The organism is Ammonicoccus luteus (assembly GCF_050880385.1).
Classification (GTDB): domain Bacteria; phylum Actinomycetota; class Actinomycetes; order Propionibacteriales; family Propionibacteriaceae; genus Enemella.
Window position 1 is genome coordinate 60,244 of the sequence record NZ_JBNZCI010000004.1, and the last position, 22,748, is coordinate 82,991.

The 22,748-nt window shown below is 67.1% G+C and carries 18 protein-coding genes and 1 tRNA gene; 8 read left to right on the forward strand and 11 right to left on the reverse strand.

Annotated elements, in window-relative coordinates; all coding sequences use genetic code 11:
- Positions 1-221 precede the first annotated feature (221 nt).
- Both ACQ260_RS10305 and ACQ260_RS10310 read left to right on the forward strand, forming a co-directional pair.
- A complete protein-coding gene (locus tag ACQ260_RS10305) occupies positions 222-1,886 on the forward strand; it encodes a hypothetical protein (protein ID WP_432559349.1) in 1,665 nt (554 codons plus the stop codon).
- A complete protein-coding gene (locus tag ACQ260_RS10310; protein ID WP_432559350.1) occupies positions 1,883-3,052 on the forward strand; it encodes a hypothetical protein in 1,170 nt (389 codons plus the stop codon). Before ACQ260_RS10305 ends, ACQ260_RS10310 begins: the two co-directional genes overlap by 4 nt.
- 12 nt (positions 3,053-3,064) lie before the next feature.
- On the opposite strand, the gene ACQ260_RS10315 is transcribed toward ACQ260_RS10310, so the two are convergent.
- From ACQ260_RS10315 to ACQ260_RS10345, 7 genes are all read right to left on the reverse strand, one after another.
- Entirely contained in the window at positions 3,065-5,284 is a 2,220-nt protein-coding gene (locus ACQ260_RS10315) for an ATP-binding protein (RefSeq protein ID WP_432559351.1), read from the reverse strand.
- 84 nt (positions 5,285-5,368) lie between these two features.
- Positions 5,369-6,376, reverse strand: a complete 1,008-nt coding sequence (locus ACQ260_RS10320; protein WP_432559352.1) for a hypothetical protein — start codon at positions 6,374-6,376, stop codon at positions 5,369-5,371.
- A gap of 1 nt (position 6,377) precedes the next feature.
- Complete coding sequence (locus ACQ260_RS10325) at positions 6,378-7,403, reverse strand: hypothetical protein (RefSeq protein WP_432559353.1); 1,026 nt, start codon at positions 7,401-7,403, stop codon at positions 6,378-6,380.
- A 77-nt stretch (positions 7,404-7,480) separates the two neighbouring features.
- On the reverse strand, positions 7,481-8,284 hold the full coding sequence (locus ACQ260_RS10330; protein ID WP_432559354.1) for a DUF5663 domain-containing protein: 804 nt from the start codon (positions 8,282-8,284) through the stop codon (positions 7,481-7,483).
- Between the two features lie 155 nt (positions 8,285-8,439).
- Entirely contained in the window at positions 8,440-8,634 is a 195-nt protein-coding gene (locus ACQ260_RS10335) for a CDGSH iron-sulfur domain-containing protein (RefSeq protein WP_432559355.1), read from the reverse strand.
- On the reverse strand, positions 8,631-9,680 hold the full coding sequence (locus ACQ260_RS10340; RefSeq protein WP_432559356.1) for an iron-containing redox enzyme family protein: 1,050 nt from the start codon (positions 9,678-9,680) through the stop codon (positions 8,631-8,633). Before ACQ260_RS10340 ends, ACQ260_RS10335 begins: the two co-directional genes overlap by 4 nt.
- Positions 9,681-9,934: 254 nt before the next feature.
- Positions 9,935-10,369, reverse strand: a complete 435-nt coding sequence (locus ACQ260_RS10345) for a MarR family winged helix-turn-helix transcriptional regulator (protein ID WP_432559357.1) — start codon at positions 10,367-10,369, stop codon at positions 9,935-9,937.
- 126 nt (positions 10,370-10,495) lie between these two features.
- Between ACQ260_RS10345 and ACQ260_RS10350 the strand changes: the two genes are divergently transcribed.
- The 4 genes from ACQ260_RS10350 to ACQ260_RS10365 all read left to right on the forward strand — a co-directional run bounded on the left by ACQ260_RS10350 (position 10,496) and on the right by ACQ260_RS10365 (position 15,078).
- Entirely contained in the window at positions 10,496-11,548 is a 1,053-nt protein-coding gene (locus tag ACQ260_RS10350) for a nitroreductase/quinone reductase family protein (RefSeq protein WP_432559701.1), read from the forward strand.
- Between the two features lie 103 nt (positions 11,549-11,651).
- A tRNA-Ile gene (locus ACQ260_RS10355) sits at positions 11,652-11,728 on the forward strand.
- A gap of 92 nt (positions 11,729-11,820) precedes the next feature.
- Entirely contained in the window at positions 11,821-11,967 is a 147-nt protein-coding gene (locus tag ACQ260_RS10360; protein WP_432559716.1) for a hypothetical protein, read from the forward strand.
- A gap of 105 nt (positions 11,968-12,072) precedes the next feature.
- Positions 12,073-15,078: a hypothetical protein gene (locus tag ACQ260_RS10365; RefSeq protein ID WP_432559358.1), complete on the forward strand. Its 3,006-nt coding sequence runs from the start codon at positions 12,073-12,075 to the stop codon at positions 15,076-15,078.
- 62 nt (positions 15,079-15,140) lie between these two features.
- On the opposite strand, the gene ACQ260_RS10370 is transcribed toward ACQ260_RS10365, so the two are convergent.
- Positions 15,141-15,806 (reverse strand): DUF8692 domain-containing protein, encoded by a 666-nt coding sequence (locus ACQ260_RS10370; protein ID WP_432559359.1) that lies wholly within the window; start codon positions 15,804-15,806, stop codon positions 15,141-15,143.
- Positions 15,807-16,024: 218 nt separating this feature from the next.
- Here ACQ260_RS10370 and ACQ260_RS10375 point away from each other — a divergent pair, with 218 nt between their 5' ends.
- Complete coding sequence (locus tag ACQ260_RS10375) at positions 16,025-16,504, forward strand: hypothetical protein (RefSeq protein ID WP_432559360.1); 480 nt, start codon at positions 16,025-16,027, stop codon at positions 16,502-16,504.
- Positions 16,505-16,541: 37 nt separating this feature from the next.
- Here the strand turns inward: ACQ260_RS10375 and ACQ260_RS10380 are convergent, their stop codons facing one another.
- The 3 genes from ACQ260_RS10380 to ACQ260_RS10390 form a co-directional block, all read right to left on the reverse strand.
- Positions 16,542-17,561: a DUF3566 domain-containing protein gene (locus ACQ260_RS10380; protein WP_432559361.1), complete on the reverse strand. Its 1,020-nt coding sequence runs from the start codon at positions 17,559-17,561 to the stop codon at positions 16,542-16,544.
- Complete coding sequence (gene gyrA, locus ACQ260_RS10385) at positions 17,554-20,232, reverse strand: DNA gyrase subunit A (RefSeq protein ID WP_432559702.1); 2,679 nt, start codon at positions 20,230-20,232, stop codon at positions 17,554-17,556. The genes ACQ260_RS10380 and gyrA overlap by 8 nt, the downstream gene beginning before the upstream one ends.
- Before the next feature lie 187 nt (positions 20,233-20,419).
- Positions 20,420-21,502: an ROK family protein gene (locus tag ACQ260_RS10390; RefSeq protein ID WP_432559362.1), complete on the reverse strand. Its 1,083-nt coding sequence runs from the start codon at positions 21,500-21,502 to the stop codon at positions 20,420-20,422.
- Positions 21,503-21,724: 222 nt separating this feature from the next.
- On the opposite strand from ACQ260_RS10390, the gene ACQ260_RS10395 reads away from it, so the two are divergent.
- The gene (locus ACQ260_RS10395) at positions 21,725-22,654 is read left to right on the forward strand and encodes a sulfite exporter TauE/SafE family protein (RefSeq protein ID WP_432559363.1); all 930 of its coding nucleotides are present in this window, start codon (positions 21,725-21,727) and stop codon (positions 22,652-22,654) included.
- Positions 22,655-22,748 lie beyond the last annotated feature (94 nt).

Genomic DNA, 22,748 nt, shown 5'->3' on the forward strand with positions numbered 1-22,748 from the left:
GACGCGGCATGCCTGTCCTGATTTGGTGGGACATCCGGGGCGCCCTCTTCCGGCCAAGGCCGCTATCTCTCGGCGAGCCCGTCGCGCCGGTCCCACCTGCGGGAAGAACCCTTCCGGAAGTGGACAGTGCGGCATGAGGCTCTTGATGTCGTACGCCGGTCCTATGCTGTGGCCACGTCCCGCCGCGAGTGCGGTCGGTGCGTGGGCATCGGGGGTTGCACGTGAAAACAACGAGAGAGCTGTGGGTCGACGCGTGGGGGACTCTGGACCTCCGGATCCGCGAGGGCGGTCTCACCAACGCCGAGACTGGTGGTCCGAATGCCGCCGCGGCGAAGCATCTCTTCCCGACCGTGTTCGGTGGGGACCTGGCGGCGGCCCATTATGCCTCCCGATCTGTGACCAGCACCAGCGCGGTGGTGGACGAGACCCTGTCGGGCACCCTCCTCCTTCAGGCGGTCAAGGCCAAGGAGGCCGAGCTGTTGCGGCTCACGCTGCTGCTCGCCAGGCTCGACAGGATCCGAAAGGCCAATGCTGCCGGCCGGCCACCGGAGGAGAACCCGAAAGATCTGCTGATGCCCGTCGCCCGCGAGGCATTCGAGTCGACCGCATCACGCCCGACCGATTCGGAGTTGCGCAGTCGGCTGCTCGCCGTTTGGCCCCATGTCGACGATGGCTGGGAGCACTGGCGGGTCCACAAGGTGAAGGTCGCCAACTGGGCTCTGGCTCGCGCCGAGATCGCCGCGGAAATGCAGCAGCAGATCGATCGGGCTTGGGCCAACCGGCCCATCTCACCATCAACGCCGGAACTCTCCACACCCATCGTCGAGGTGCTGAATCGGTGGCGCGAAAAGAAGTCTGCCCCCGGCCTGTCCCTCCACTGGGCGGCTCTGACAGAAGCCCTCACCGACACCAACACCGACGTCTGGGCACAAGCAATGCATGTCACGGGCACCCCCACACCCAAGCCCCACGTCGTTCACACGGTGAGCCCCTATCTGCTCGACTGCTCGCTGAAGAATCGTCTGGCGGGCGGTTTCAAGACCCAGGGCGGCACACTGCCGCCCCTGGGCCAGCTGTTGCGCGAGGCCGCCGGCCGCACGACCCTGCCCCTCGGTCTCGCTCAGCCCGAGGCTCGCGCGACGTTTGCGCTCGGGGCCATGGCCGTCCAGATGCTCCCGGTTTCCAGCCAGCCGGCGCAGGTGCGACAGGCGCTGCAACGCGACCGAGATCAGTTCGGCGGCACCGGGACGGACTTGCTGTCTGTCATGATCGAAACCCTGGACCGCAAGGGGTTGCTGCGCGACCACGTGGGTGGCGGAGAAGCGCCGCTCGACGAAGACCGCACAGACCAGCAGCCCGGCGCAACGGCTAGGCCGAACAACCGGGCGCGTCGCCAGCGGCGAGCGAATCGCTTCCCGCCAAGGCTCGCACTGCTCGCCGGCTATCCCGAGGTCTCGGGTGCGCTGCAGGATCCCTGGATCGGACCGCCCACCCGCCTGTGGCCACGGCTCTTGGGCCGCGAAGTCCGCGGGCTGCCGATCACCGACATCGATGATGCAATCGAGCTGATCCGATCGGCTTTCCTTTCGTGGGTGAACGACACCCTGAGCGGGAGGCTTGAGGGGCGCAGCCGTCGGCGAAAGCCGACCGCCCCCGATGACAGACTGATGTCGGACGACGTGCTCGCGCTCATCAGCGCTTGGCCGGACGCCGATCGAGCCCGCATCCGCGAGGCCATCGCCTGGGCTGATCCCAATGGGGAGTTGCCGGACGCCGAACCGTTCAAGAAGCTCTGGGAGAAGCTGGTGCCGTCTAAAGAGCCCGGCGCGATCCCCTGGCAGCACGCGCTCATCAACCTCCTCAACCATCGCCGAGGCCGATCATGACTACCCTTATCCTCCATCGCTCGGGCCCGGACTCCTGGGTCGTCACGTCCGACCCGAACCAGCTGACGATGCCCGAGATGCCAGCCATGCTGTCGCTGCGGGGCGGCCTATTCGCGGCCGATGCGCGACGCCCCGATCTGGTGCCTTGGGCTGATATCGACAACGTCGAGGCGGCAGCGGACTGGATCCTTGTCTTTTATGGCTCCGAAGTTCTCGCCGCGCTCGAGACTGAAGCAGCTGTGGGCGACCACATCGCGGTGGAGATCACCGATCCGCCGACGAACCACCCACTGGCCCGGCTGGCGCTCGCCCGCTGGCTGCACCGTTGGTGGCCCTCGGCACATGCGGGGGTGGCCCGCCTCGACCAACGCCTGCTGCGCGCCGAGATCGGAGCACTCACTTGGGCGATGCAGGACTGGCTCGACGAGGCCGACGGCCCCGAAGCGTGGCTAGGAACCCACGAGTGGGCCGCCGTCGAGACCGCAGTGGCGCAGGCACCAGGCTTTGCCTCCGGGGCCGAGCTCGCACTCGAACCCACCGCCTCGGGGGGCACAGCGGGTCGGCGTACCTCTTTCACCGCCTCCCTCCATCTCCTCATCGACGCCGCCGACGACTTGGCCCCGGACTCGCCCGTCGCGACCGCGGATCTGCCGTGGCCCGAAGAGCTGATCGAGCCGGCGCTCGTCCCAAGCGAGCAGGACGACTATGCGTTGACAGCGGGCGGCACGACGACCGCCGCACCCGACTGGTGGCTCGTCCCGCCGCGGAGCGTGGGGGGCGGGGAGGACGCGTTGCGCTGGACCGAAGATGCCGGCGATCTGACCGTCGAGGTGACCGTCGGGGACGAGCCAGCCGACGGGCTGCGGTTGCGGGCCTATGCGGAGGGTGACGATTTCCCGGTCGCCGCCGGTCCTCTGGTGCGGGAGGGGGCGGTCTATCGGGGCCGTGCCCGATCGACGGCTGTCGAACCTATCGACCTGGTCGAGGTCTATCACCCCGACCAGGTCCGACCGCCGGTGCCGAGCGGGATGGCGGAGAGTTGGCGGCGGGGAGTCCGCGGCATCGTCAACCTCAGGACCCATGCCGCCGCCACCGGTCAGGCACTGGGCGGGATCTGGCCCTTTGCCGCCGAGATTCTCGCCACCACCCCATTGACCCCGCAATGACCGCACGCCCGCTCAGGCGTCGGTGCCGCGCATCTGGAGCTCCGCGAGCCACCTTTCCAGGTCCGGGTCGTCCCGGCGCGGGGCTTCCTTGCCATAGGCCGCCTGCCGGATCTCCTCGGGGGTAATGGGCTGACGGTGCGCGAACGAACGGGCCCACCGCTGTGACCGGAGGATGATCCGCTGGGCGGAATCCGACGTGAGCGGCGGTCGACCGACCCGTTCGTTGTGGTCGACAACGAGGGTGAAGGCCTCGCTCGGGACCGCACCGCACGTCAACGTGGCGGCAGCTCGCTGAGCCGGGATGCGCGTCAGTTCCCCGGGCTGCCACCCGCCGAGGCGCGCACTGAGCCGAGCGGCGTCGTCGAGGGCACATCGGAACGCCAGCAGGCTTGCCGAGTTGGCTTCCAACGCCTGATGCAGCCCGGACGAGAGCTGGCCCTGGTGTTGGTGCGCGATGACCGCCCCGATCCCGAACTTGCGTCCCTCCGCGAGGATGCTGGGCAGCACGCCATGCTGGAAGAGGTGGGCCTCATCGATGACCAGGAGATGCGGATCCTCCCGGTCCTGCCGCTGCAGAATCGCCGCCCACAGCTGTTGCAGCACGAACATGCCGATCACCTGCGCGCCCGACGTTCCGAGCCGAGGCATGCCCAGATCGACGAGCGTGATCTCGCGCTCCGCCACCCCGAGCGGCAGCGCCAGTCCGTCCGCGCCACTGCCGAGCAGGGCTCGCAACTCGGGTGTCGCGAGCAGCCGCTGCATCTTCGAATGGACCCATCCGTCGAAGTCGGCTGTGTCCGAGCCGCCCTTCTGCGCCACGACCTCACGCAGCACCTGGGCCGACAGGTCCGGGTGGGACCGGGCGATCCGCTTCGCCGCGGCCGCGAGCACGTCCCGGTCGCGCCCCAGGAGGGTCATCGCCAGGAGGCTCGCGCGCGGCCCGAGCAGCGCCCGGCTCAGCGCGGCCATCTGACTGAACCACCGTTCGAACCGCGGCCCCACGATGCCTTGGCGGGTGGGATCGAAGATCTCTGACAACAGTTCGAGCGTCGCGGCGACCTCCGCCTCCATGGCACCCTCGCTGCGACCCGCCCACGGGTTGATCGGAATCACGTGCTCGAGGTCGGCACACCGGATCACGCGGATGCGGCCCGCGTACTCCCCCTCCGCCTCCGCAACAACCCGATCCACCGTCGTCCCGTGCGGGTCGATCAGGGTGACCCCGCTGCCGTTGCGCGCGGCTTCCTGGACAAGGGCCGCGAGCGCGGTCGACTTCCCGGTGCCCGTCTGTCCGATGATCTGCAGATGCCGCAGCAGATCGGTCATCCCCAGCCGAGCCTCTGCGGTCTGTCCGGTGGAAAGGGTGAGGGTGCCGAGACGTACGCTGGGTCCGCTCGGTGCCAGCTCGCTCGACAGCGCGCGGTCGCGTGCGGGGCGCTCCCCCGTGCGTACGCCGCGCAACGGCTCCGGTCCACAGGTGGGGATTTGCAGGAGCGCCGCGACCGCACCTTGGGGAAGCGCGGCCCCCGACAGGTCGTCGCCCTTCCACCGGGCAGCGTTCGACGGGAGCCCCAACGAGCCGTGCTCGATCAGGTGGAGGGCGCGGGTGGCCTGCCGGAGCAGGCTCCGAACCCGGGGCGGGAGCGCACCGCCGGACGCCACGAGCAGTCGCATGCGCAGGGGACGACCGAGATAGCCGGCCAACTCGGTCGACGCACCCTGCCACGTGTCGGTCAACAGATCCTCGACCGACTGCTCGTCTCCCACCGGGCAGGGCTGCAGGTGCCAGCGGATTCGCAGGCCGGGAGTGTCGGCGACGGCTTCGAGAAGGTCGGCGCCCACGCGGAGGCCGGTCGGCCAGCCGACCGGGGCGCTGACGGGGACCGGCTGGACCCCGAATCCGATAGCGGCACTGATCCGGTGCGGGATCGCCGCGGCGCAGACGATCTCGGACAGAACATCCGAATCGAGGGCCTGCGGCGACGGTGGCACGGTCGACTCGACCAGTTCCATGCCGGTGCCGAAGATCCATTCCAGGTCGGGAGCGGGAAGTGCCGTGGGGTCGGTCAGTCGCAGCGTGGTGCCACCGGTGCCGTTGTTCGCCATCTCCCAGGTCAGCACCGATTCCGCCGGGAGCTCGGCAGCAACGGTCAGGAGGCGGGCGGCGATCAAGCCGGCGACACGGTGGGGATCGTCCAGTCGATAGAGCTGTTCAACGCGATAGGTCTTCATGCCCCGACAACCCGCGGCCGGGTCGGCGCGTGCGAAAATTTCCGCTGGCGATCGCGGGTCGACGGGCGCACTCCTTGAGGTCGGTCAGTCGTCGGTCGTGCGCGGCAAGGTAATCCCGAGCGTGCCGGACTGATCGTTCCAGTCGAGCAACTCGGCGAGGAACGGCAGCTCGGGGTCATCGACGTCGGGGGGGCAGGAGGTGAGTACGCCAACCCCGACAGCCCACCGCGCCGCCAATATGCGTGCGGGTTGCACGGCCGCAGGATCCCAGCGTGCATCGGTCACCGCAGCGTTCGATCCCCCACCAGCGGTGAGCGCATAGTCCGATTGCTCCGCCGAAACGAGCGGTGCACCTGCCGCGACGCGGGCAGCGAGTGCTGCGTACTCCCCCCACAACGGGTCATCCACTCCCAACGACCGCACCATCAGTTCCACTGCTTGGGCCAGGACGTGCTCGATCCGTGGTGGCGGATCGGTGAGTTGGGGCAGCGCCGCGATGAGGTCGAGGAGGCCTGTGGCGTGGCGGGTGGGATCGACCTCGGGCGGAGCAAGCGCAGCGCACGTGGTGGCCAGGACGGCCAACTCGATGTCGGCCAGCAGGATCGCGGTTCTCGGGATGGGTTCGGTCCGGGGCCACCAGTGCCGGACCCACGCACCGACGGCCAGCCGCGAAGCAGCAAGCCGCAACTCGGTGGGCTCCAGCAGCTCCTCGGGAATCGCGTCAGCGCGCTGCGCGATCAGCGCGGCGGCTTCCTCACCGAGCAACTCGACCAGCCAGGACGCGGCGCCGTCAGCGGCGATGCGTGGCGGAGCCCAGGGGTCGTCGGCCAGGAAGGCGAGAACCCCACTGGCGACCGGCAACTCGGCTCGCGCCGACTCGGGCGCGTCGGCCCACCAGGCGGGTCTCAGCTCCCAGGCGTCGCCGTCCCAGAGGACGGGAATCATCGGGCGTTGCTCACTGTGCGCGGGGTCGTTCTCGAAGAGACCCAGCAGGCGGTCCAAGTCGGCGCGGAGCCCAGGATGGCGGTCGAGGATGCCCGAGACGTCGAGGTCGAGTTCGTCAGCTGGGTCGTTGAAGTGGTTGTTCGGCATATCAGACCTCGATGATGGGTCGGGAGGCGCGGGTGTGATGGGGGCAGCCGGGCAGGCAGCAGTGGTAACCGAGTTCGGCGGCTGTCCCGCCCTGGAGGGCGAGGGCGACGCGGGCTTCCAGGACGTGGAACTCGACCAGCACGGTCGGGAAGTGCTCGCGGGCAAGCAGATTCCAACGGCTGGGGTTTGCCTTGTCGACGTCCGCCGCGAGGGCTTCGAACTGGTCGGGATCCACGCTGAAGAACCCCGCATCGTCGGACTTGAGGGAGAGGGCGGCGAGGGTGAGACGTTTGTATTCCGTCTTGGTCACGCCATCCCGCCGGCCCACCATGTCGTCAACTGTGTCCAGGACTCCCGCCAGCGCTCCGGCCGTGACCTTCAGCATGTTCCGGCCGGCGAGGACTTGGAAGAAATACAACGTCCTGACGAGGCCTACCCGCAGCGCGTCCCGTTCACGGCTGAGACCGGAGGGATCCTTGCCATAGAGTGCGGCGACTTCCTTGCCGGTGCGCTGGTCCACCCCGGCGAACACGTGCGCCATGTCCACGGCGCGAGCACCCAGGTGACTGGGCGGAACGGGATTCTGGTGGCCGCGGTCGGCCAGCACCTGCAGCATCGTCGACACGCTTTCCGGTGGGACGGGCCCCGGCGACTCATCGGCCCAGAAGCGACCCATCCCCGGGTTCCACTCCCGCCTCGAAGCCGGCTGGGTACGCTCCCCGGAGAGCGGCAGCTCGGACACGTCCGGGCCCGTCTGCTGTCCCGCCTCCTTCTTGAGCAGAAGGCGAGCGGAGTTCTTGAGCGCCTTGTAGACATATCCGGGTTCGGTCAGCGTCGACAGGCGGTCGGGTTCGGTGCGGCTCCACAGCTCGTGCGACCGGAGAAACTTCCTCCAGGTCAGCGCCATGGCTGCTTCGGCGACGTCCTTGGAGAATCGGCTGTCCTGTCTCAGGGCGACGCAACGCTCAAGGAGCGTGGCCTTGAGCCGCTCACGGAACTCAGCGGACGGACTGGGGATCTCTGACATTCGTGCGGCCTTCCCTGTGCGCGGACATCATGACATGGGGTGCTGAATTCCGACGCTGCGGAGCATCCGAAACGGCGTCACAAGCACGGCAGACCCTGCACCGGCCTGCCCGTGCGCAGTTCCAGAGCGAGGGCGAGGTTCGCCTGACGCACGACAATCGGATAGCGAGGCACGTTGAGCAACAGGAACCGCTGAGCGCCGCCGTCGTCATCCGAGTCTGCCAGGGCACCGAACTCATCCAGCTGATCATCGGTGAGCCCGGCGCAGAGGGCCTCCCCCACCCGGAACTCGAGGCTGCGGAACCAGCGACGGTGCAGTTCCGCATTCTGGTCCTCGCAGCACTCCTGGCGGCCGGCGTCGAACAGCATGCGAGCGAAGGCCGGGTCGCCGCACGCGCCCGGGATTCTGCCGTTCTTCCAGGCGACCTCAAAAGCGGTCGGGCAGTGCAGATCGTCCAGCGCGCCGAGGCAGGCCCCGTCGGCATAGAAGCCCGGGCCGGGTGCTCCCCACGCGGGTCGGTCCTCCGGGCGCCAACTCGTCCGGCCCTCGGCCGCGATCACGTTGGCGCTGTCCGGCCCGGCCAACTCACAGACCAGTTTGGTCAGGGTGCCGCGCACGTCCCGAATCAAGTCGGCATCAACTGCCTCCGGTGCCTCGACGACCTGCTCATAGAGCCGCAGCGCGTGGCCCGCTGCGACCGCGAACTCGCCCCGAATGATCCCGATGTGGATCTGGACGAGTTGGACGATCACGTCGACATCGTCGGTGCCGAAAACGTGCGGCCGGTTCAACGCCTGCTCCCCGGCGGTCAGCTCCAGTTGTCGGATCAGCCCCATCGCCTGCGCGAGAGACTGCTTGCTCTGTTCGGTCGGAAATCTCATGCCCCGCTGTCCACTTCCGGAAGGCGCACCCAGGCCGGCGTGATCGGTGGCTGCTGAGCACTCGACGGCTGCGGTCTTGGTCAGCCCGCTGGATCAAAGTGCGGAAGACATGGAGGAGGCGATTCGGACAGCAGACGGAGCACGTCCACTCGAGGTCACGGTCGTTCGAACCCGTTGACCTTGTGAGTGCCGTCGCAGAAAGGCTTGGTGGCGGACCCACCGCAGCGGCACAGCGCGATGGTGCGGCGCTTGTCCAAGCGGTTGCCCTCGACGTCCACGACCTCGAAGTCGCCGCGCACGAGCAGCGGCCCTTCCGGACAGACCGTGATCCGCACCGCCGGTTCGCTCACGCGACGACCTCGTCGCGGGCTGAGGAAGGCAAGGGCTTGCGCAACGACGTACGCCCCCCGGTCCAGCTCTCCAAATAGTGCTCACCGGCCAACCGGTCGAGCTGGAGGGCACAATCGGCACCGAAGAGGACGTTCGGCCACTCGTCCGGATGGTCTTCCACCAACCGGCCGGCAAGCTCGCGGCCGGCGATCTGCTCGTGCACGGCGTCGGCTTCCACATGTTCGTCGAAATAGGCAGCAGCAGGTTCGGGCCAGTTCAGTCGGCGAAGGCCGCGCGCATAGTTGCGGTTCGGCTGGGACGAGGTCATCTCGAACATCGCGAGGTGCCCGGCGACCGCACCCCGCAGGCGTCTGTTGAGCCCGAACAGAGTCATCGCGTTGACCCCGGCGAGGGTGATGGCGGGAATGTGGTCGAGATACGCCCCATAGTTCGTTCTCAACCCCGCTGTCGCCATCGTCGTGCGGAACATCTCCGCGTGCATTCTCCCCGGAATCCCGCCACCGTATTCATCGGACTGGATCTCCACCAGCGCCGCCTTCGCTGGCCCGGTCAGGCGCGGAATCGCCCAGGTGTGAGGGTCCGCTTCCATCAGCTGATAGGGCGACTTCTGCACCAGCCACTCCAGGACCTGTTCCTGTGTCGCGCGCCGAGCCACGAAGCGGGACACGGAAGGTCCGGGTGCGTTCCGGGCGCGCTCGAACAGGACTTGGGCGACGTCTTCCGCCGTGCGGATCGGCGGTGCCTCCTCGTCGACCAGTTCGCGCAACGAGGTCTCGAAGCGATCCTCCAGAACCTGTCGCACCCGCAGCAGATCGGGGTCCCACTCCCAGCGGTCGTCGACCCCGGCGATGCGCCGATAGTGCAACGCATGCAGGAGAAAGAGCGTGATCTGGAAATCCTCGTCGTGCAGCAGATCACGCTGGGAACCGTCTTGCCGGAGCAGTTCCGCCGCGGCCACCACGCCGTCCCGACCGTCGCCGGGTGACTCCAGCAGCACCTCGCGGATCGCTGCACTCAGTGGCCCTCGGGGCGATGGGAGAAGCATCTTCTGTCCTCGTCGAACAGTTGCGCGTGACCCCGGTGTCTCGAGGTACCTGAACAGACCCAGCCTAGTCTGAGTCGCCAAAAGTCGACATCCGCTCGGAATTGGCGAACCCCCCGGCCGGTGTAGTCACGGTCGGGGGGTTCTGAATCTGCTGCTTACGCTATGCCAAGTCCTCGCGCCCGGGCATTCGCCGTGCCGTGGGTTGGAACGAAATCATCGGTCTTCTCCTAGGACGCACGTCGGTCCCTGGTCGCTCAGTCCGGAACCGCCGTGAGAATCGTCGCCAACAGGCGGCGGAGGGCTTGGCGCCCCTCGGGCCCGAGCAATGCATCCAGTTGGTCCTCGATGCCTTGGATGGTCGCCATGCCGGCCCGCACCGAGTCCTGCCCGCGAGCCGTGAGGGTGACCAGCTTGGCTCGGCCGTCGTCGGGATCCCGGGTGCGCACGACATAGCCGAGTTCGACCAGTTCGTCGACGAGTTCGCCCATGGCTTGGGGGGTCATGTTGGCCCCCCGCGCGAGATCGGTGACGCGGGATCCTTCCGGGCGGATCTGCGCGAAAACGGCGGAGTGCTTGGGCTTCTGCGGATAGCCCGCGCCCACGACACCGTCCACGATCTTGAAGCCCAACAGGCTGTACGCCTGCCCCAGCATCGCCACGGTATTCGGCAGATTCTCCTCGTCGCCCATGGACTCGATGATATTAGGAAGGCTACCTTTGTATCCTCCGCATCCATCCGTGCGATTCCCTGGAGGTCGACGATGACCACACCATCCACTGCTGAGCCTTTCTTGGCGCCCGAGGCCCCCGCCGAGATGGCACTGGTCCATCGCATCGCTCGGAGGGCCTTTCGGGATGTCGCACGGTGGATCGACCAGATTCCGCCGGAAGGCACGAAGCGCTCCCGGTCCGTTGGGGCTTTCCTGACGTCGATGCTCGATATGGTCCACGATCATCACGACCACGAGGACACGCTGATCTGGCCGAAACTGCGCGAGCGTGTCGACCCGAGCCTCGTCGATTCGATGGAAAAGGCGCACCAGGGCATCGCGGTGGCAGCCGCGGATGTTCGGCACCTGGCTTCCGCCTGGGAACGGGATCCCTCCCGCGCCCATCAGATGGCCTTGCTGGCTGCTCTCGCGAAGTTCCGCGAGCTGTTCACAACTCATTTGGACGAAGAGGAGCGGGAGGTCGTCCCGCTGATCGCCCGACACCTCACGCGTGCCGAATGGGCAGCCGTCGGGCAAGCCGGCTTCGAGAAGATCCCGAAGTCGTTCCGGTTCACGGCGACCGGTCTGCTCCTGGATGCGGCGACGCCGTCCGAGGCGGCCCGGCGGCTGGGTGATCTGCCCAGGCCGGTGCAGATTCTGTGGTCCCTCGTCGGCCGGCATCTCTATCGGCGGACCCTCAACCAGCTGCGCGGCGCCCCCATGCCGCCCCCGCTGCGTCTCTTCATGCGCGTCGGGGTCCAACGCAGCATCGAGGGCTATCGGCGCACCGGCGGCCGCACGGGAGCATCCGTCAAGGGGCTACCGGTCCTGCTGCTCACCGTCGTCGGGCGGCGGAGCGGCTTGGACCGGACTGTCCCGGTTGCCTATTTCGATCGGGGCCCGGATCGCCTCGTGGTCGGCTCCATGGGTGGCGCTCAGCGCGAACCGGACTGGTTCCGCAACCTCCGCGCCACAGACACCGCCACCATCCAGATCGGCGCAACCGTCCAGCAGGTCAGCGTACGCATCCCCGAGCGGGAGGAGCGCGACCAACTCTGGGAAAGCATCATCACCGAGGCGCCGTTCTTCATCGCCTATCAGCGCCGGGCGCAGCGCTTGATCCCCATCGCCGTGCTGACGTCCGTCGGCGACAGTTGAGCCGACTATTGAGCGCGCGAAGCAGGGCGGCCGGTCGGCGCTCATCGATTTGGCGAACCAAGAACGTTGTAGTAGCTTTCTTCAGCGGTGCTAACGCACTCAAGCGCCTATAGCTCAGACGGTTAGAGCGCTGCCCTGATAAGGCAGAGGTCACTGGTTCAAGTCCAGTTAGGCGCACCATACCTTTCCCTAATCAGGGCATGTTTTCCGCTGTCACAGGCAGAGCCCGTGCCCACCTATGCACCCGATTCCAAATGGAAATCTCAGGCAGCGTGAGTCAGGGAAGGACCAACGGCGGCCTGCAGAACCGGCATATCCAATTGATCGCCATCGGTGGCACCGGGCTCTTCATGGGCTCGGGCGGTTGGCTGAACTGGATCGCCAGGGGCATGGCGGACATGATGGCCGTCGCGGGCTAGGACTTATGACGGCGCAACACCAGGTGCCAATGTCCCCCATTTTGGGGACACCTGTGCGAGCGGGGTGGGCTTGTGCTGACCTGGCCCGCACAAGAGAATGCCGACGTGGGTGCGTTGTTGCTGTTCATCGGCCTACTCCTGCTCGCGCGAATCATCACGGCGCTGCGCGACACCGGCACTCGGGTCGGGGTGCCCCTGAGACTGATCTTCAGAGTGGGGGCGATCCTCGACTTCACCACCGTCCAGGACTTGGAGAGGGCCCTCGGCCAAGTGACGGCCCGGGGAGACATCGTGATGGACGCGCGTCGGAATGCGGTCTTCGCCCGGCGAATGTTCCGCCGACTGGATGTGTTCCGAGGGCTGGCACTGGCGACAGCAGCGGCGTTGATCTTGTTCACCGGGATTCCGGACGCTGTCGTCGCTGTCGTCGCGGCAGTCCTGCTGTGCGTCCACGGCAGCCGCTTGGTGAGCATTCTCTCACTGGGGCGGTCGGCCGGCCCGGGAGGTGCAACAGACAGATTCAGCACCTGGGTCGGGTACCTCACGAAGGCCGGACTGCTTGTTGCCGGACTGATGATGGTCGGCGTTGCGGGCGAGCGGTTCGAGGATGGTGCGGGATGGGTTGCGGCTCTCCTTGTCGTGCTCGCCACATGCGCGGTAGGTGGGAGCCATGTGCCGGCTCGCTGGTTGTCGCGGGCGAGGCAGAAACACGTGGCCGCCAGCGGGTTCGGCCGTGACGCCGATCGGGATTCGGTGCTGCTGCTGAGGTCGTTCGGTGACGACGGAATCATGATCCGGACACCGCTCGCCGGTCTCGGCCCGACCAACCCAGCGATCCCATTCGTCGTCCGGGAGCGATTCGAGGAGTTCCTGGGCAACACCCTGATGACCCGAACGGATCGCCTGGTGGCCATCGGCCGACCGGGGGAGCGGCTGCCGGAACTGGGCGCTGTTCGGACGTACTATCCCGATGACCAATGGCAGGAGGCCGTGCAGGTAACGGCCACGCGGTGCGCAATGATCATGATCATCGCCGGGAGCACCGACGGGCTGGCCTGGGAACTCGAGCAGCTCCGGAACTGGGAACTCCTCAACAAGACCTTGGTCCTGCTTCCTCCGGAATCAAACACGCAGCGGGCGTACACGCGATTCGAACGTGTCTATCAGCAGCTGTCGGAGGGTCAGGAACCCCCGACCGAGGAATGGAACCGGGCTATGTGGGTGGGCCTTTCGGTCCGCAGAGGCCGCGTTCGGCACCTGGTCGGCGAGGGTCAGGACTGGGCGTCCTATCTCACGGCTATCAGTTTGTTTCTGTCGGAGCGGGATGGCGATCTCGCGGCAAAGGGAGATCCCGACGCAGTCCGCAATACGGTTGCTCAGCCGGGCAGTGAACCCACCGCTCGCGACCGGCGCAGGATTCTCGCTCTGCTGGCCTCCGGTCAGGGCCAGCCTCCGTCGCTCGCGATAGAGACCTATCGGAAGGTCTCGGAGCGTGCCGAGCAAGCAGGCGCGGTGGCGCTGGCTGCCTATGCGAAGTACGCGTACGCCACCGCTCTCACTGCTGCGGGGGGGCACGGGTCTGCCTGGAACGCCTGCCTCGAGATCATCGCTGCCTGCCGCAGTGGATTTGCTCGATACCCCATCGGCTCGGGGCAGGTCATCAGCGATCTGGACCTGCACGTGCAGGCCCGCGAACTGATGCTGGCCCTGGCCGCCGAGCATGGTGTAGCCGATGTCAGTCAAGCTCTTAGGGACCTGTACGCGGCACTGGTCACCGCTCGTTCCTGGAAGCGCGCTGCCGAGGTGGCGGCCGAGATCGGCAGCGCGGAGGGAGCCATCGATGGAATCAATCACTGGTTCAGGTTGGCTGTCACCGCCGAACACCGCGCGGGGAACCAGGTGGGTGCCGCCCGAACGGAGGTCGAGTGGGCGCGCCTGCTGATCAGCCGGGACTGGAGTCATGAAGCCGAACCCCTCATCGCGCGGGCCATCGAGGTTCTTGATCGGGCGCACCTCGATGAGGATGTGAAGCGGGCCCGAGCGCTGTTGACCCGCGTTCCCAGCCAGGCAGTCTCCAATGAGGACGTCGAACACCAGGCGTTGCGGCGTCGGTGCCAGCAGATCGTCGAGGATGACTTCACGGAGGCGGCGGCAGATGACGTTGCCTGGGATATCCCTGCCCTCGTCCCCGATGGGTCCCTCGGCGATGATTCCCGCAAAGCTATTGGCGACCCAACCGCGATCGAGTGGGATTTCGGCGAGTGTGAGTCGCCCGCGGTCCCGGACTATGGGGAGCGCCCGCCCGGGCTGGCCGATGAGCCCTTGTCCCCGAGATCCGCACGGATTCTGGAGTGGCTTCTCGTTCTCGGCAACAGTTCGCGGTTCCTGCCGCTGCGCATGAGCGTCTGGCGGGTGGGAGTTTTCCTGGCCCGTCGGGCGGGAGCCTCTGGGGCCGAGGGCCTGTTCCGGGTCTTTATGGGCGAGCAACTGTCCGTCCGCCACCCCAAGAGAGCCGAGCGAATTCTGAAGAACGTCTTGGCGGCGCGGGAGGCCGGATGGATCAGACTCGGTGACATCACGTTGACCGGTGCCGAGTTGGTCGACGTCGCCTTGGGAAGCCTTGTGGGCGTCAAGATTCTTCAGTGTGACCTCGCCGCGGTGGCCGAAATCGAGCGACGGCGGCTTGAGAAGGTGCATCTGCTCCGGGCATCAGATGCCCCCGAGCTCGCCGCGAAAAGGCTCGCCCGCGCACTCGCGTATGTCGGGGGGTTCGAGGAGGCCGACAACCTATTCGCGCAGGCAGCGGAGCGGCGACCTGATGACCACCAGCTGCATTTCATGTGGGCGGCGAATTCCGTGGCCCGCGGCGATGGACCAGCTGCACAACGACAGCTCTTGCGGGCTATGGCTCTTCGCGGAGGGGCGACCCCCACTCCGGCCACCCTCGGGTTGGAGGGCGACGTGGCACGTCTGCTGGGTGATGACGAGGGCGCGCTGCAGGCGTACCGTGCAGGAGTCCTGAACGAGTACGCGACCAGCTACGACCAGCGCCGATTCGACCAACGCTTCACAGCTCTCGGGGCCGTGCGGTCGAGGGATTACTACGGGTAAGGCCAACCCAGACGCCTTGGCCCCGTGTATCTGCCTGTCAACCCTCTTGTAGTCGCGGCGAATCAGGACCGAGCGATATGGATGCCAGCAGGGCTCGGCGTCGTCTTCTTGCTCACAACAAGGCGATCGGCACTCCCGAGAACGGCGACGATCGCCATCGTGACGCCGATGATTTCCAACACTTCCTCCAAGTGGTACGCGAGCGCGAAGTGCCACGTCACGACCTGGAAGTGCTGCAACAAGAGGCTGCCGATGACCTCGAGCACGACGGCGCCGAGAAGGAACACCGCACCTGCCCACACGAGGCCGCTGCGGGTCTGGGCTGTTTCCGACCTCGCGAGGAGTACGCCCGCGATGCCAACGATCGCGGCCAGGAGGCTCCCCGGGATTACCCAGGCGTACGCAAGTTCCCAGCCCATGTACTGCTGCATCGCGGCGCCCAGGCTGTCGAGTCGTTCGTGCAACTCCGCGTACTCATCAACGGAAGCGCCCCAAGCCAGCACCCCCAGGGCATACCAACGACGCCGCCCGGAGGACCAGCCGACTGCGGCGGCGGCCAGTCCGAGCAGCAACCAGAGCATGGAGCTCCACCAGGCCGGGATCGTCTGCTCCCGGCCGAGGTCCACGGTCATGGAGACCGCCAGCCAGATCGGGCTTTCCGGCGCTGGTCGCCGCAACACGCCCCAGACATAGACCGCCCAGGAGATCGCGGCGAGTCCGAGAGCCACCCCCACACTCACACGGAGGAGGCGTCGCAAAGGGATTCTGACGCCGCGCCACCAGGATCGAGGAGTGAGCAAGGACATCATGCGCAGACACTAGGTCCCGAAGATGAGTTGAAGATGAAGCTGCTAATCGACAAGATCACGTGTCTCGCCGAACGATCCATCGACTCCAACGACCCGATCGGTTCCAAGAGCGGACCGGCACGATGCAGGATGAGCCCATGAACCCCACGATCGACGCTTGGGTGTCCGCCGACCGCCGCTTGGAGCTGTCCGCCATGCACGCGTGCTTGGCCCCCGGTGCTGTGCTGGTCTCGCCGCTGACCGATGCATTCACGTTCAATGGCCCGGACGAGGTAATCAAGGTGTTCGGCTCGGCGTTCGAGTTGCTGCGCGACATCGAGATCCAAGGCGTCACGGGCGCGGACAAGGATTGGGTCGTGCACGGCACGAACACACTCAACGGTCACAACCTCGAAGAGATCCAATGGCTCCGTCTGGACGAGCACGGGCTCATCGAAAGGATCACGCTGTTCATCCGGCCGCTGCCGGCGGCGTTGGATCTCCTTGCCAGGATCGGTCCGCCCATGGCACGCCGTGGCCTGTTCGGTCGAGCGGGTGCGGCCGCGTCCAAGGCGGCGCTGCCGCTGGCCGCGGCACTGCGCCTCACCGAGCGCACGGTGATGCCACGGCTGCGTTAGGGCGTGGCCATTCTCGGACCGATCACCGGGAGGGCTCTCAGTCCTCCGCGAGCGTGAGCTCGAGGCCGCCGATCATTGCGGAGGCGAGGTTGTAGAGGAAGGCGCCCAGCGTCGCCAACGCAGTGAAGATAACGACATCGATGACCGCGATCAGTGCCGCGGTGCCCATCACCTTGCTGGTGTTGATGTAGTCCTGAATCCGGAACGGGGTGTCATCACCGGGGGTCTGGATGATGTCGCCGACGATCTTGTTGATCTCCTCGAACATGCCGGATGAGGAGATCACCGCCCAGATCGTTCCTGTCGCGACCCAGAGCACGATGCCCGCCGCCACGGAGAACAGGAACGCCGTCTTCATGACCGACCACGGATCCACTTGCGAGAGCCGCAGGCGCGCCTTGCGGGTGCGGCGCGCCACGCCTGCCCGCCGGATCGACCCGGTGTCCTCGCTGGTGTCCGGGGCGGGAACCGCTGCCGCGGTGGATCCGGTGGCCTCCCGGGTTCCCATCGCTCCGGCGGCCGCACCGGCCACACCGGTGGACACGGTCCGGGCCCGGTCCTTCATCTTGTTCATGAAGCCGCCGCTCTGACGCGCTTCAGTCGCCTTGTCGGCCTGGGCGTCACCGCCCGGGCGCTTCAGCACAGTCGTGTCGGAGTCGCCGCCGTGGTCACTCTGATCACCGGATCGATAGATCTGCTGGCCCGGTGCACCCGGACCGGCGGACGGCCGGGATGCGCTTGGGGCTGACTGCGGAGCGCTGGCTGCAGAACGCGCTGCGCCCGCCTGCTGCAGGGGATCGGTGTGCTCCGTGGCCGGAGCGCCGGTCGGCGGGGTGTCACCCGGCGCGGCGCCCGTTTGCTCGGCCCCGGGCTGTTCGGCACCGGGCAGCCGCCCGCGGGACGAGGGATTGTTGCGCCGCACCCACTCCCGGACACGATCCGCGCGATTCCCGGTCTGGCCCTTGTCGTTGCCGCGGATATCGCCGGCTGGACGGATCATGGTCGTGTCGGGCTCCGCACCCGGCGGGGTCATGCCGGGTTTGTTCGGATCACTCACGGTTGTCCTCCTCCGCCTCGGCGGCATCGTCATCACCTGCGTCGCCTGCCCCCGACGTCACGTCGTTCGGATCGGAGTCGTGTCGCGACGCTCCATCATGCCCCCCGGACCCGGCCTCGGTCGATTCCGACGTTCCGTTATCGCCGTTCTCGTCACCGTTGCTGCCGTTGTTGCCATTTTCATCCGTCACCACCGAGTTCTCGGGATTGAGTGCGATGAGTGAGACGAGATCGTCCGCACGAACCCCCACGAACTTCACTCCCATGGTGTCCCGGCCCTTCACGGGCACCTCGGACACGGGGCTGCGCGTGATCTGGCCGCTGTTCTTGATCGCGATGACCTCATCGGACTCCTGGACCACCAGGCCACCGACAAGCTGCCCGCGTTCGTCGTTCAACCGCATGGCTTTCACACCAAAACCGCCGCGGCCCTGCTCGCGATATTCGCTGACGCGTGTCCGCTTGGCGAAACCCTCGTCGGTGACGGTGAACACGAACCGGTCGTCCTGCGGCAGATCCGCATCGATGATCGCCATCGACAACAACTCGTCGCCGTCACGGAACTTCATGCCGGTCACCCCGGACGTCGCCCGGCCCATCGGCCGGAGCTGGGAGTCATCGGCCGGGAAGCGGATGGCCTGACCCTTGCGGGACAGCAGCAGCACGTGGTCCTCCGGCCCGCACAGCCCCGCGCCGATCAACTGGTCATAGTCGTCACGGAAGTTGATGGCGATGACGCCGGCTTGACGTGGCGAGTCGTACGCCGACAGGTCGGTCTTCTTGACCAGCCCGTTCCTCGTCGCCAGCAGCAGATAGGGCGCATCCTCATAGCTGCGGATCGTCAACACCTGGGCGATCCGCTCGTCGGGCAGGAACGACAACAGCCCGGCCACGTGCGAACCGCGGGCGTCCCGCCCGGCCTCCGGCAGCTGCCACACCTTCGCCCGATAGACCCTGCCCATGTTCGTAAAGAACAGCACCCAGTGGTGGTTCGTCGTGGCGAACAGGTGCGCGACCTCGTCATCGGCCCTGAGGGCGGCTCCCCGTACGCCCTTGCCCCCTCGCTTCTGCACCCGATATTGCTCGGTGCGGGTGCGCTTGGCATAACCGCCCTGGGTGATGGTTACCACGACGTCGAGATCCGGAATGAAGTCCTCGTCCGACATGTCGCCGTCGGCGGAGACGATGCGGGTGCGGCGATCGTCACCGAATTTGTCCACGATCTCGGCGAGCTCGTCACCGATGATCGTCCGCTGGCGCTCATCGCTCGCGAGGATGTCCTTGAGGTCGGCGATCCGGAGTTCGATCTCGGCCAGGGTGTCGATGATCTTCTGCCGCTCGAGGGCCGCCAGGCGGCGGAGCTGCATGTCGAGGATCGCGGTCGCCTGGACGTCGTCGATGTCGAGCAGCTGCTTCAGCCCCTCCCGCGCCTCCTCGGTCGAGGCGGAACGACGGATGAGCGCGATGACCTCGTCGAGGGCATCGAGCGCCTTGACCAGACCGCGATAAATATGGGCCTGTTCCTCGGCCTTGTTGAGCCGGAACTGGGTCCGGCGTCGGATCACGTCGATCTGGTGGGTGATCCAATAGGAGATGAACTGGTCGAGCCGCAGTGTGCGCGGCACGTCGTCGACCAGCGCGAGCATGTTGCAGCCGAAGGTGTCCTGCAGCTGCGTGTGCTTGTAGAGGTTGTTCATCACCACGCGCGGCTGGGCGTCGCGCTTCAGCACGATCACGAGCCGCTGACCGGTGCGGGCCGACGTGTCGTCCTTGATGTCGGCGATGCCGCCGAGACGTCCCGTGTTGACCAACTCGGCAATCTTCTCTGCCAGCCGATCGGGGTTGCACATGTGCGGCAGCTCGGTGATGACCAGCAACGGCCGGCCCGACGAATCCTCCTCGATGTCGATCACCGCGCGCATCGTCACGGAGCCCCGACCCGTGCGGTATGCCTGCTCGATCCCGTCCCGCCCCACGATCAGGGCGCCGTTGGGGAAGTCGGGACCCTTGACCCGCTGCATGGCGGCCTCGAGCAGTTCCTCGCTCGTCGCCTCCGGGTTGTCGAGCGACCACTGGACTGCCTCGGCAACCTCACGCAGGTTGTGGGTGGGGATGTTGGTCGCCATGCCGACCGCGATGCCGGTCGAGCCGTTGACCAGCAAGTTCGGGAACCGCGCCGGGAGCACGGTCGGCTCCATCTCGCGGTTGTCATAGTTCGGCTTGAAGTCGACGGTGTCCTCGTCGATGTCGCGGACCATCTCCATGGCCAACGGCGCCATCTTGCACTCGGTGTATCGCATCGCCGCCGCCGGGTCGTCACCCGGTGAACCGAAGTTGCCCTGGCCGGACACCAGCGGGTGCCGCATGACCCACGGCTGCGCGAGACGCACCAACGTGTCATAGATCGCAGAGTCACCGTGCGGGTGATAGAGGCCCATGACCTCACCGACAACACGGGAGCACTTGTTCCAGCCGCGATCGGGGCGATAGCCCCCGTCATACATCGCATAGAGCACCCGGCGATGCACCGGTTTGAGCCCGTCGCGCACATCGGGCAACGCGCGGCCCACGATCACGCTCATCGCATAATCGAGATAGGACCGCTGGATCTCGACCTGAAGGTCGATCGGCTCTGTCGTCCCCTTTTGCGGGGGGACGATCTCGTCGACCATGGACTCGGTGTCGTTCGTCGGTTCGTCCGGCGTGTCGGTCATCAACGATCCTCACTGGTGGCGAGCCGCACAGCTCAATGCCGCCCGCCAAGGGTGTCTTGGCAATCCCTCCGATTCTAGTCGTTCCCTGCGCTAAGCCCAGCGCTAGCGCGGGCGTGGTCTCCGACCCGCGGGTCGGCAGGCTCGATCAAGCCCGCGGCGCCAGGGCGATCGGATTCGCATCGACGGGCTGCAGTGCGACCGCGCACGCCGCGCTCGCCTGGATCGACGAGCCGAAGCGCGTCCCCGCCACTTCGGCGTCCAAGCACGCCCGCGCTCGCGCCAGGACCGACGGATCCGCGGTGAAGGCCTGTCCGGCCAACACCAACCGATCCGCAGAGCACATGTCCAGCACGTGCCCGGCTGTCCGGGCGAGCATCTCGGCGCGGCCTGTCAACAGCGAGCGAAGCTCCACGCGGCCGGCCGCCGCTCCCCGGAACACCAGGTCGATCCGTGGTTTGTCGACCCAGCCTTCGGCGTACGCCCGCTGCGCGATCGCCGTGTCTCCCGCAGTGGCCATCAGGCACCCGGTCCGCCCGCACTCACAGGCGGCATCCGATCCCGTCGGGAAATGGTTCAGGGCCGTCTCGGGTGAGTGCACGGCCCGGTCGTCCGACTGATCCACCACGACGAATCCGGCGGTTTCTCGGGCATAGAGAAAGGCCGTACGCCCCGGGCCCGCCGCCTGCGGAGCCAGGAATTCGGCGCGGGCCATGGCCGGGATGTGCTCCGTTGTCTCGATGTCAAGACCCAGCACACCGTGCATCTCCTGCGCCACGTCCCCCGAGTTCCAGTCGAGCTCCCGCCAAGGGGCCACGATGCCGGCGGCCAACGGCTGGCGGTGGGGCGCAGCGGCAAGGAGATCGCCGGCCAGCTCGCCGAGTGCGCCTGGATCCAGCTGGCGATGCGGCTGGACGCGCGCATCGAGCACGCGCCCGGTCAGGTCACCGAGCGCCACCGTTGCCATTCGCCGTCCCAGATGCAGGCCGAGCACGGCGAAGCGGCGCGCGTCTACCGCCAGCGGCGTACCCGGACGGCCGACCCCGCGGATGGCCGGACGCTCGATGGCATAGCGAAGCAGGCCCGCGTCGACGAGTGCGGAAGCCGCTCGCGCCACCGTGGCGGCGCTCAGCCCAGTGCGCCGTGCGAGTTCTTCGCGCTTCGCCGTCCCGAGGCGCCGCACCAGCGCGAGAACCCGTCCCGCGGGTGGATGTGGTACGCCGATCTGCACCTTCGGGTCCTTTCGCCTGTCCGGGGCCAGATATTAGTCAGATCTATGGATGCATTGTCGAAAGTAATGCTCACGTTGAGACAAATGCGGCAGCAGGTGCCAAGGAGCGAGGCCTCGTTAGCCTCACGGTGAGCGAAAAGGTGTCCGGCCGGCTGGGTGAGGCATACGGTCTCCAACGAATCATCTATGGATTCATTGGATTTCGTAATGGAAGGAGCTCCCATGTGGAAGCTCGTCGTCATCGCGCTCGTGGGTCTAGCGGCCCAGCTCGTCGATGGTTCTCTCGGAATGGCCTATGGCGTGACGTCCTCGAGCCTGCTGCTGGCAGTCGGTATGGCTCCAGCGGCGGCATCGGCGGCCGTCCATTTCGCCGAGATCGGCACCACCTTGGTCTCAGGCGTTTCGCACACGAAGCTCGGCAACGTGGATTGGCGCACGGTCGGCATCATGGCCGTTCCCGGTGGGATCGCCGCCTTCCTTGGCGCGACGCTGCTGGCCAGTCTCGACGGTGATCTCGTCAAGCCGTTCGTCGCCGTCCTGCTTCTCCTGCTCGGCGCCTATGTGCTCGTCCGCTTCCTCGTGCTGCGGGGTGGGCGTCCCACCATCAAGGGCAGCCCGAAGGCCGTGTTCCTGATTCCGCTCGGCGCGGTAGCGGGCTTCATGGATTCGGTCGGCGGCGGTGGTTGGGGCCCGGTCGGCACCACGACGCTGCTCTCTTCCGGACGCCTCGAGCCCCGCAAGGTTGTCGGTTCGATCGACACCGCCGAGTTCGTGGTCGCGATCGGCGGTTCGGTGGGCTTTCTGCTGGCCCTCGGCCATGCGGGCATCCCCTGGTCCGTGGCCGGCGCGCTCCTGCTGGGCGGGGTCGTTGCGGCGCCGATCGCGGCGTACCTGGTCCGGATCATGCCCGCGATGGTGCTCGGCGTGGCCGCAGGCGGCCTGATCATCGTCACGAACGTGCGTACGCTCGGCAAGGCCGTGGGCATCGATGGCGCGATCCTCAGCCCCGTCCTGATCACCCTGGGCGCCGCGGCGATCGCCCTCACTATCTGGAGCATCCTCGCGGTTCGTCGGCGTTCACTCACCGAGCGCGCCGAGGCGCCGGCTGAGAGCGGGAACTCCGACGCGGAACTGCTGGACCGCAAGCTCTGACGACGACTGTCAGAGCTGCCTAGATGCAGTGCCCCACGATGGCCCCGGATCGCCCGGGGCTGTCGTGGTCCGGCCCCTGCGACGTTCCCTCAGC

Bases quoted from the DNA above. Each gene is read 5' to 3' on its own strand.
- ACQ260_RS10310 (WP_432559350.1), top strand. From the start codon at position 1,883: ATGACTACCCTTATCCTCCATCGCTCGGGCCCGGACTCCTGGGTCGTC.
- ACQ260_RS10315 (WP_432559351.1), bottom strand. From the start codon at position 5,284: ATGAAGACCTATCGCGTTGAACAGCTCTATCGACTGGACGATCCCCAC.
- ACQ260_RS10320 (WP_432559352.1), bottom strand. From the start codon at position 6,376: ATGCCGAACAACCACTTCAACGACCCAGCTGACGAACTCGACCTCGAC.
- ACQ260_RS10325 (WP_432559353.1), bottom strand. From the start codon at position 7,403: ATGTCAGAGATCCCCAGTCCGTCCGCTGAGTTCCGTGAGCGGCTCAAG.
- ACQ260_RS10330 (WP_432559354.1), bottom strand. From the start codon at position 8,284: ATGAGATTTCCGACCGAACAGAGCAAGCAGTCTCTCGCGCAGGCGATG.
- ACQ260_RS10340 (WP_432559356.1), bottom strand. From the start codon at position 9,680: ATGCTTCTCCCATCGCCCCGAGGGCCACTGAGTGCAGCGATCCGCGAG.
- ACQ260_RS10345 (WP_432559357.1), bottom strand. From the start codon at position 10,369: ATGGGCGACGAGGAGAATCTGCCGAATACCGTGGCGATGCTGGGGCAG.
- ACQ260_RS10350 (WP_432559701.1), top strand. From the start codon at position 10,496: ATGGCACTGGTCCATCGCATCGCTCGGAGGGCCTTTCGGGATGTCGCA.
- ACQ260_RS10375 (WP_432559360.1), top strand. From the start codon at position 16,025: ATGAACCCCACGATCGACGCTTGGGTGTCCGCCGACCGCCGCTTGGAG.
- gyrA (WP_432559702.1), bottom strand. From the start codon at position 20,232: ATGGTCGACGAGATCGTCCCCCCGCAAAAGGGGACGACAGAGCCGATC.
- ACQ260_RS10395 (WP_432559363.1), top strand. From the start codon at position 21,725: ATGTGGAAGCTCGTCGTCATCGCGCTCGTGGGTCTAGCGGCCCAGCTC.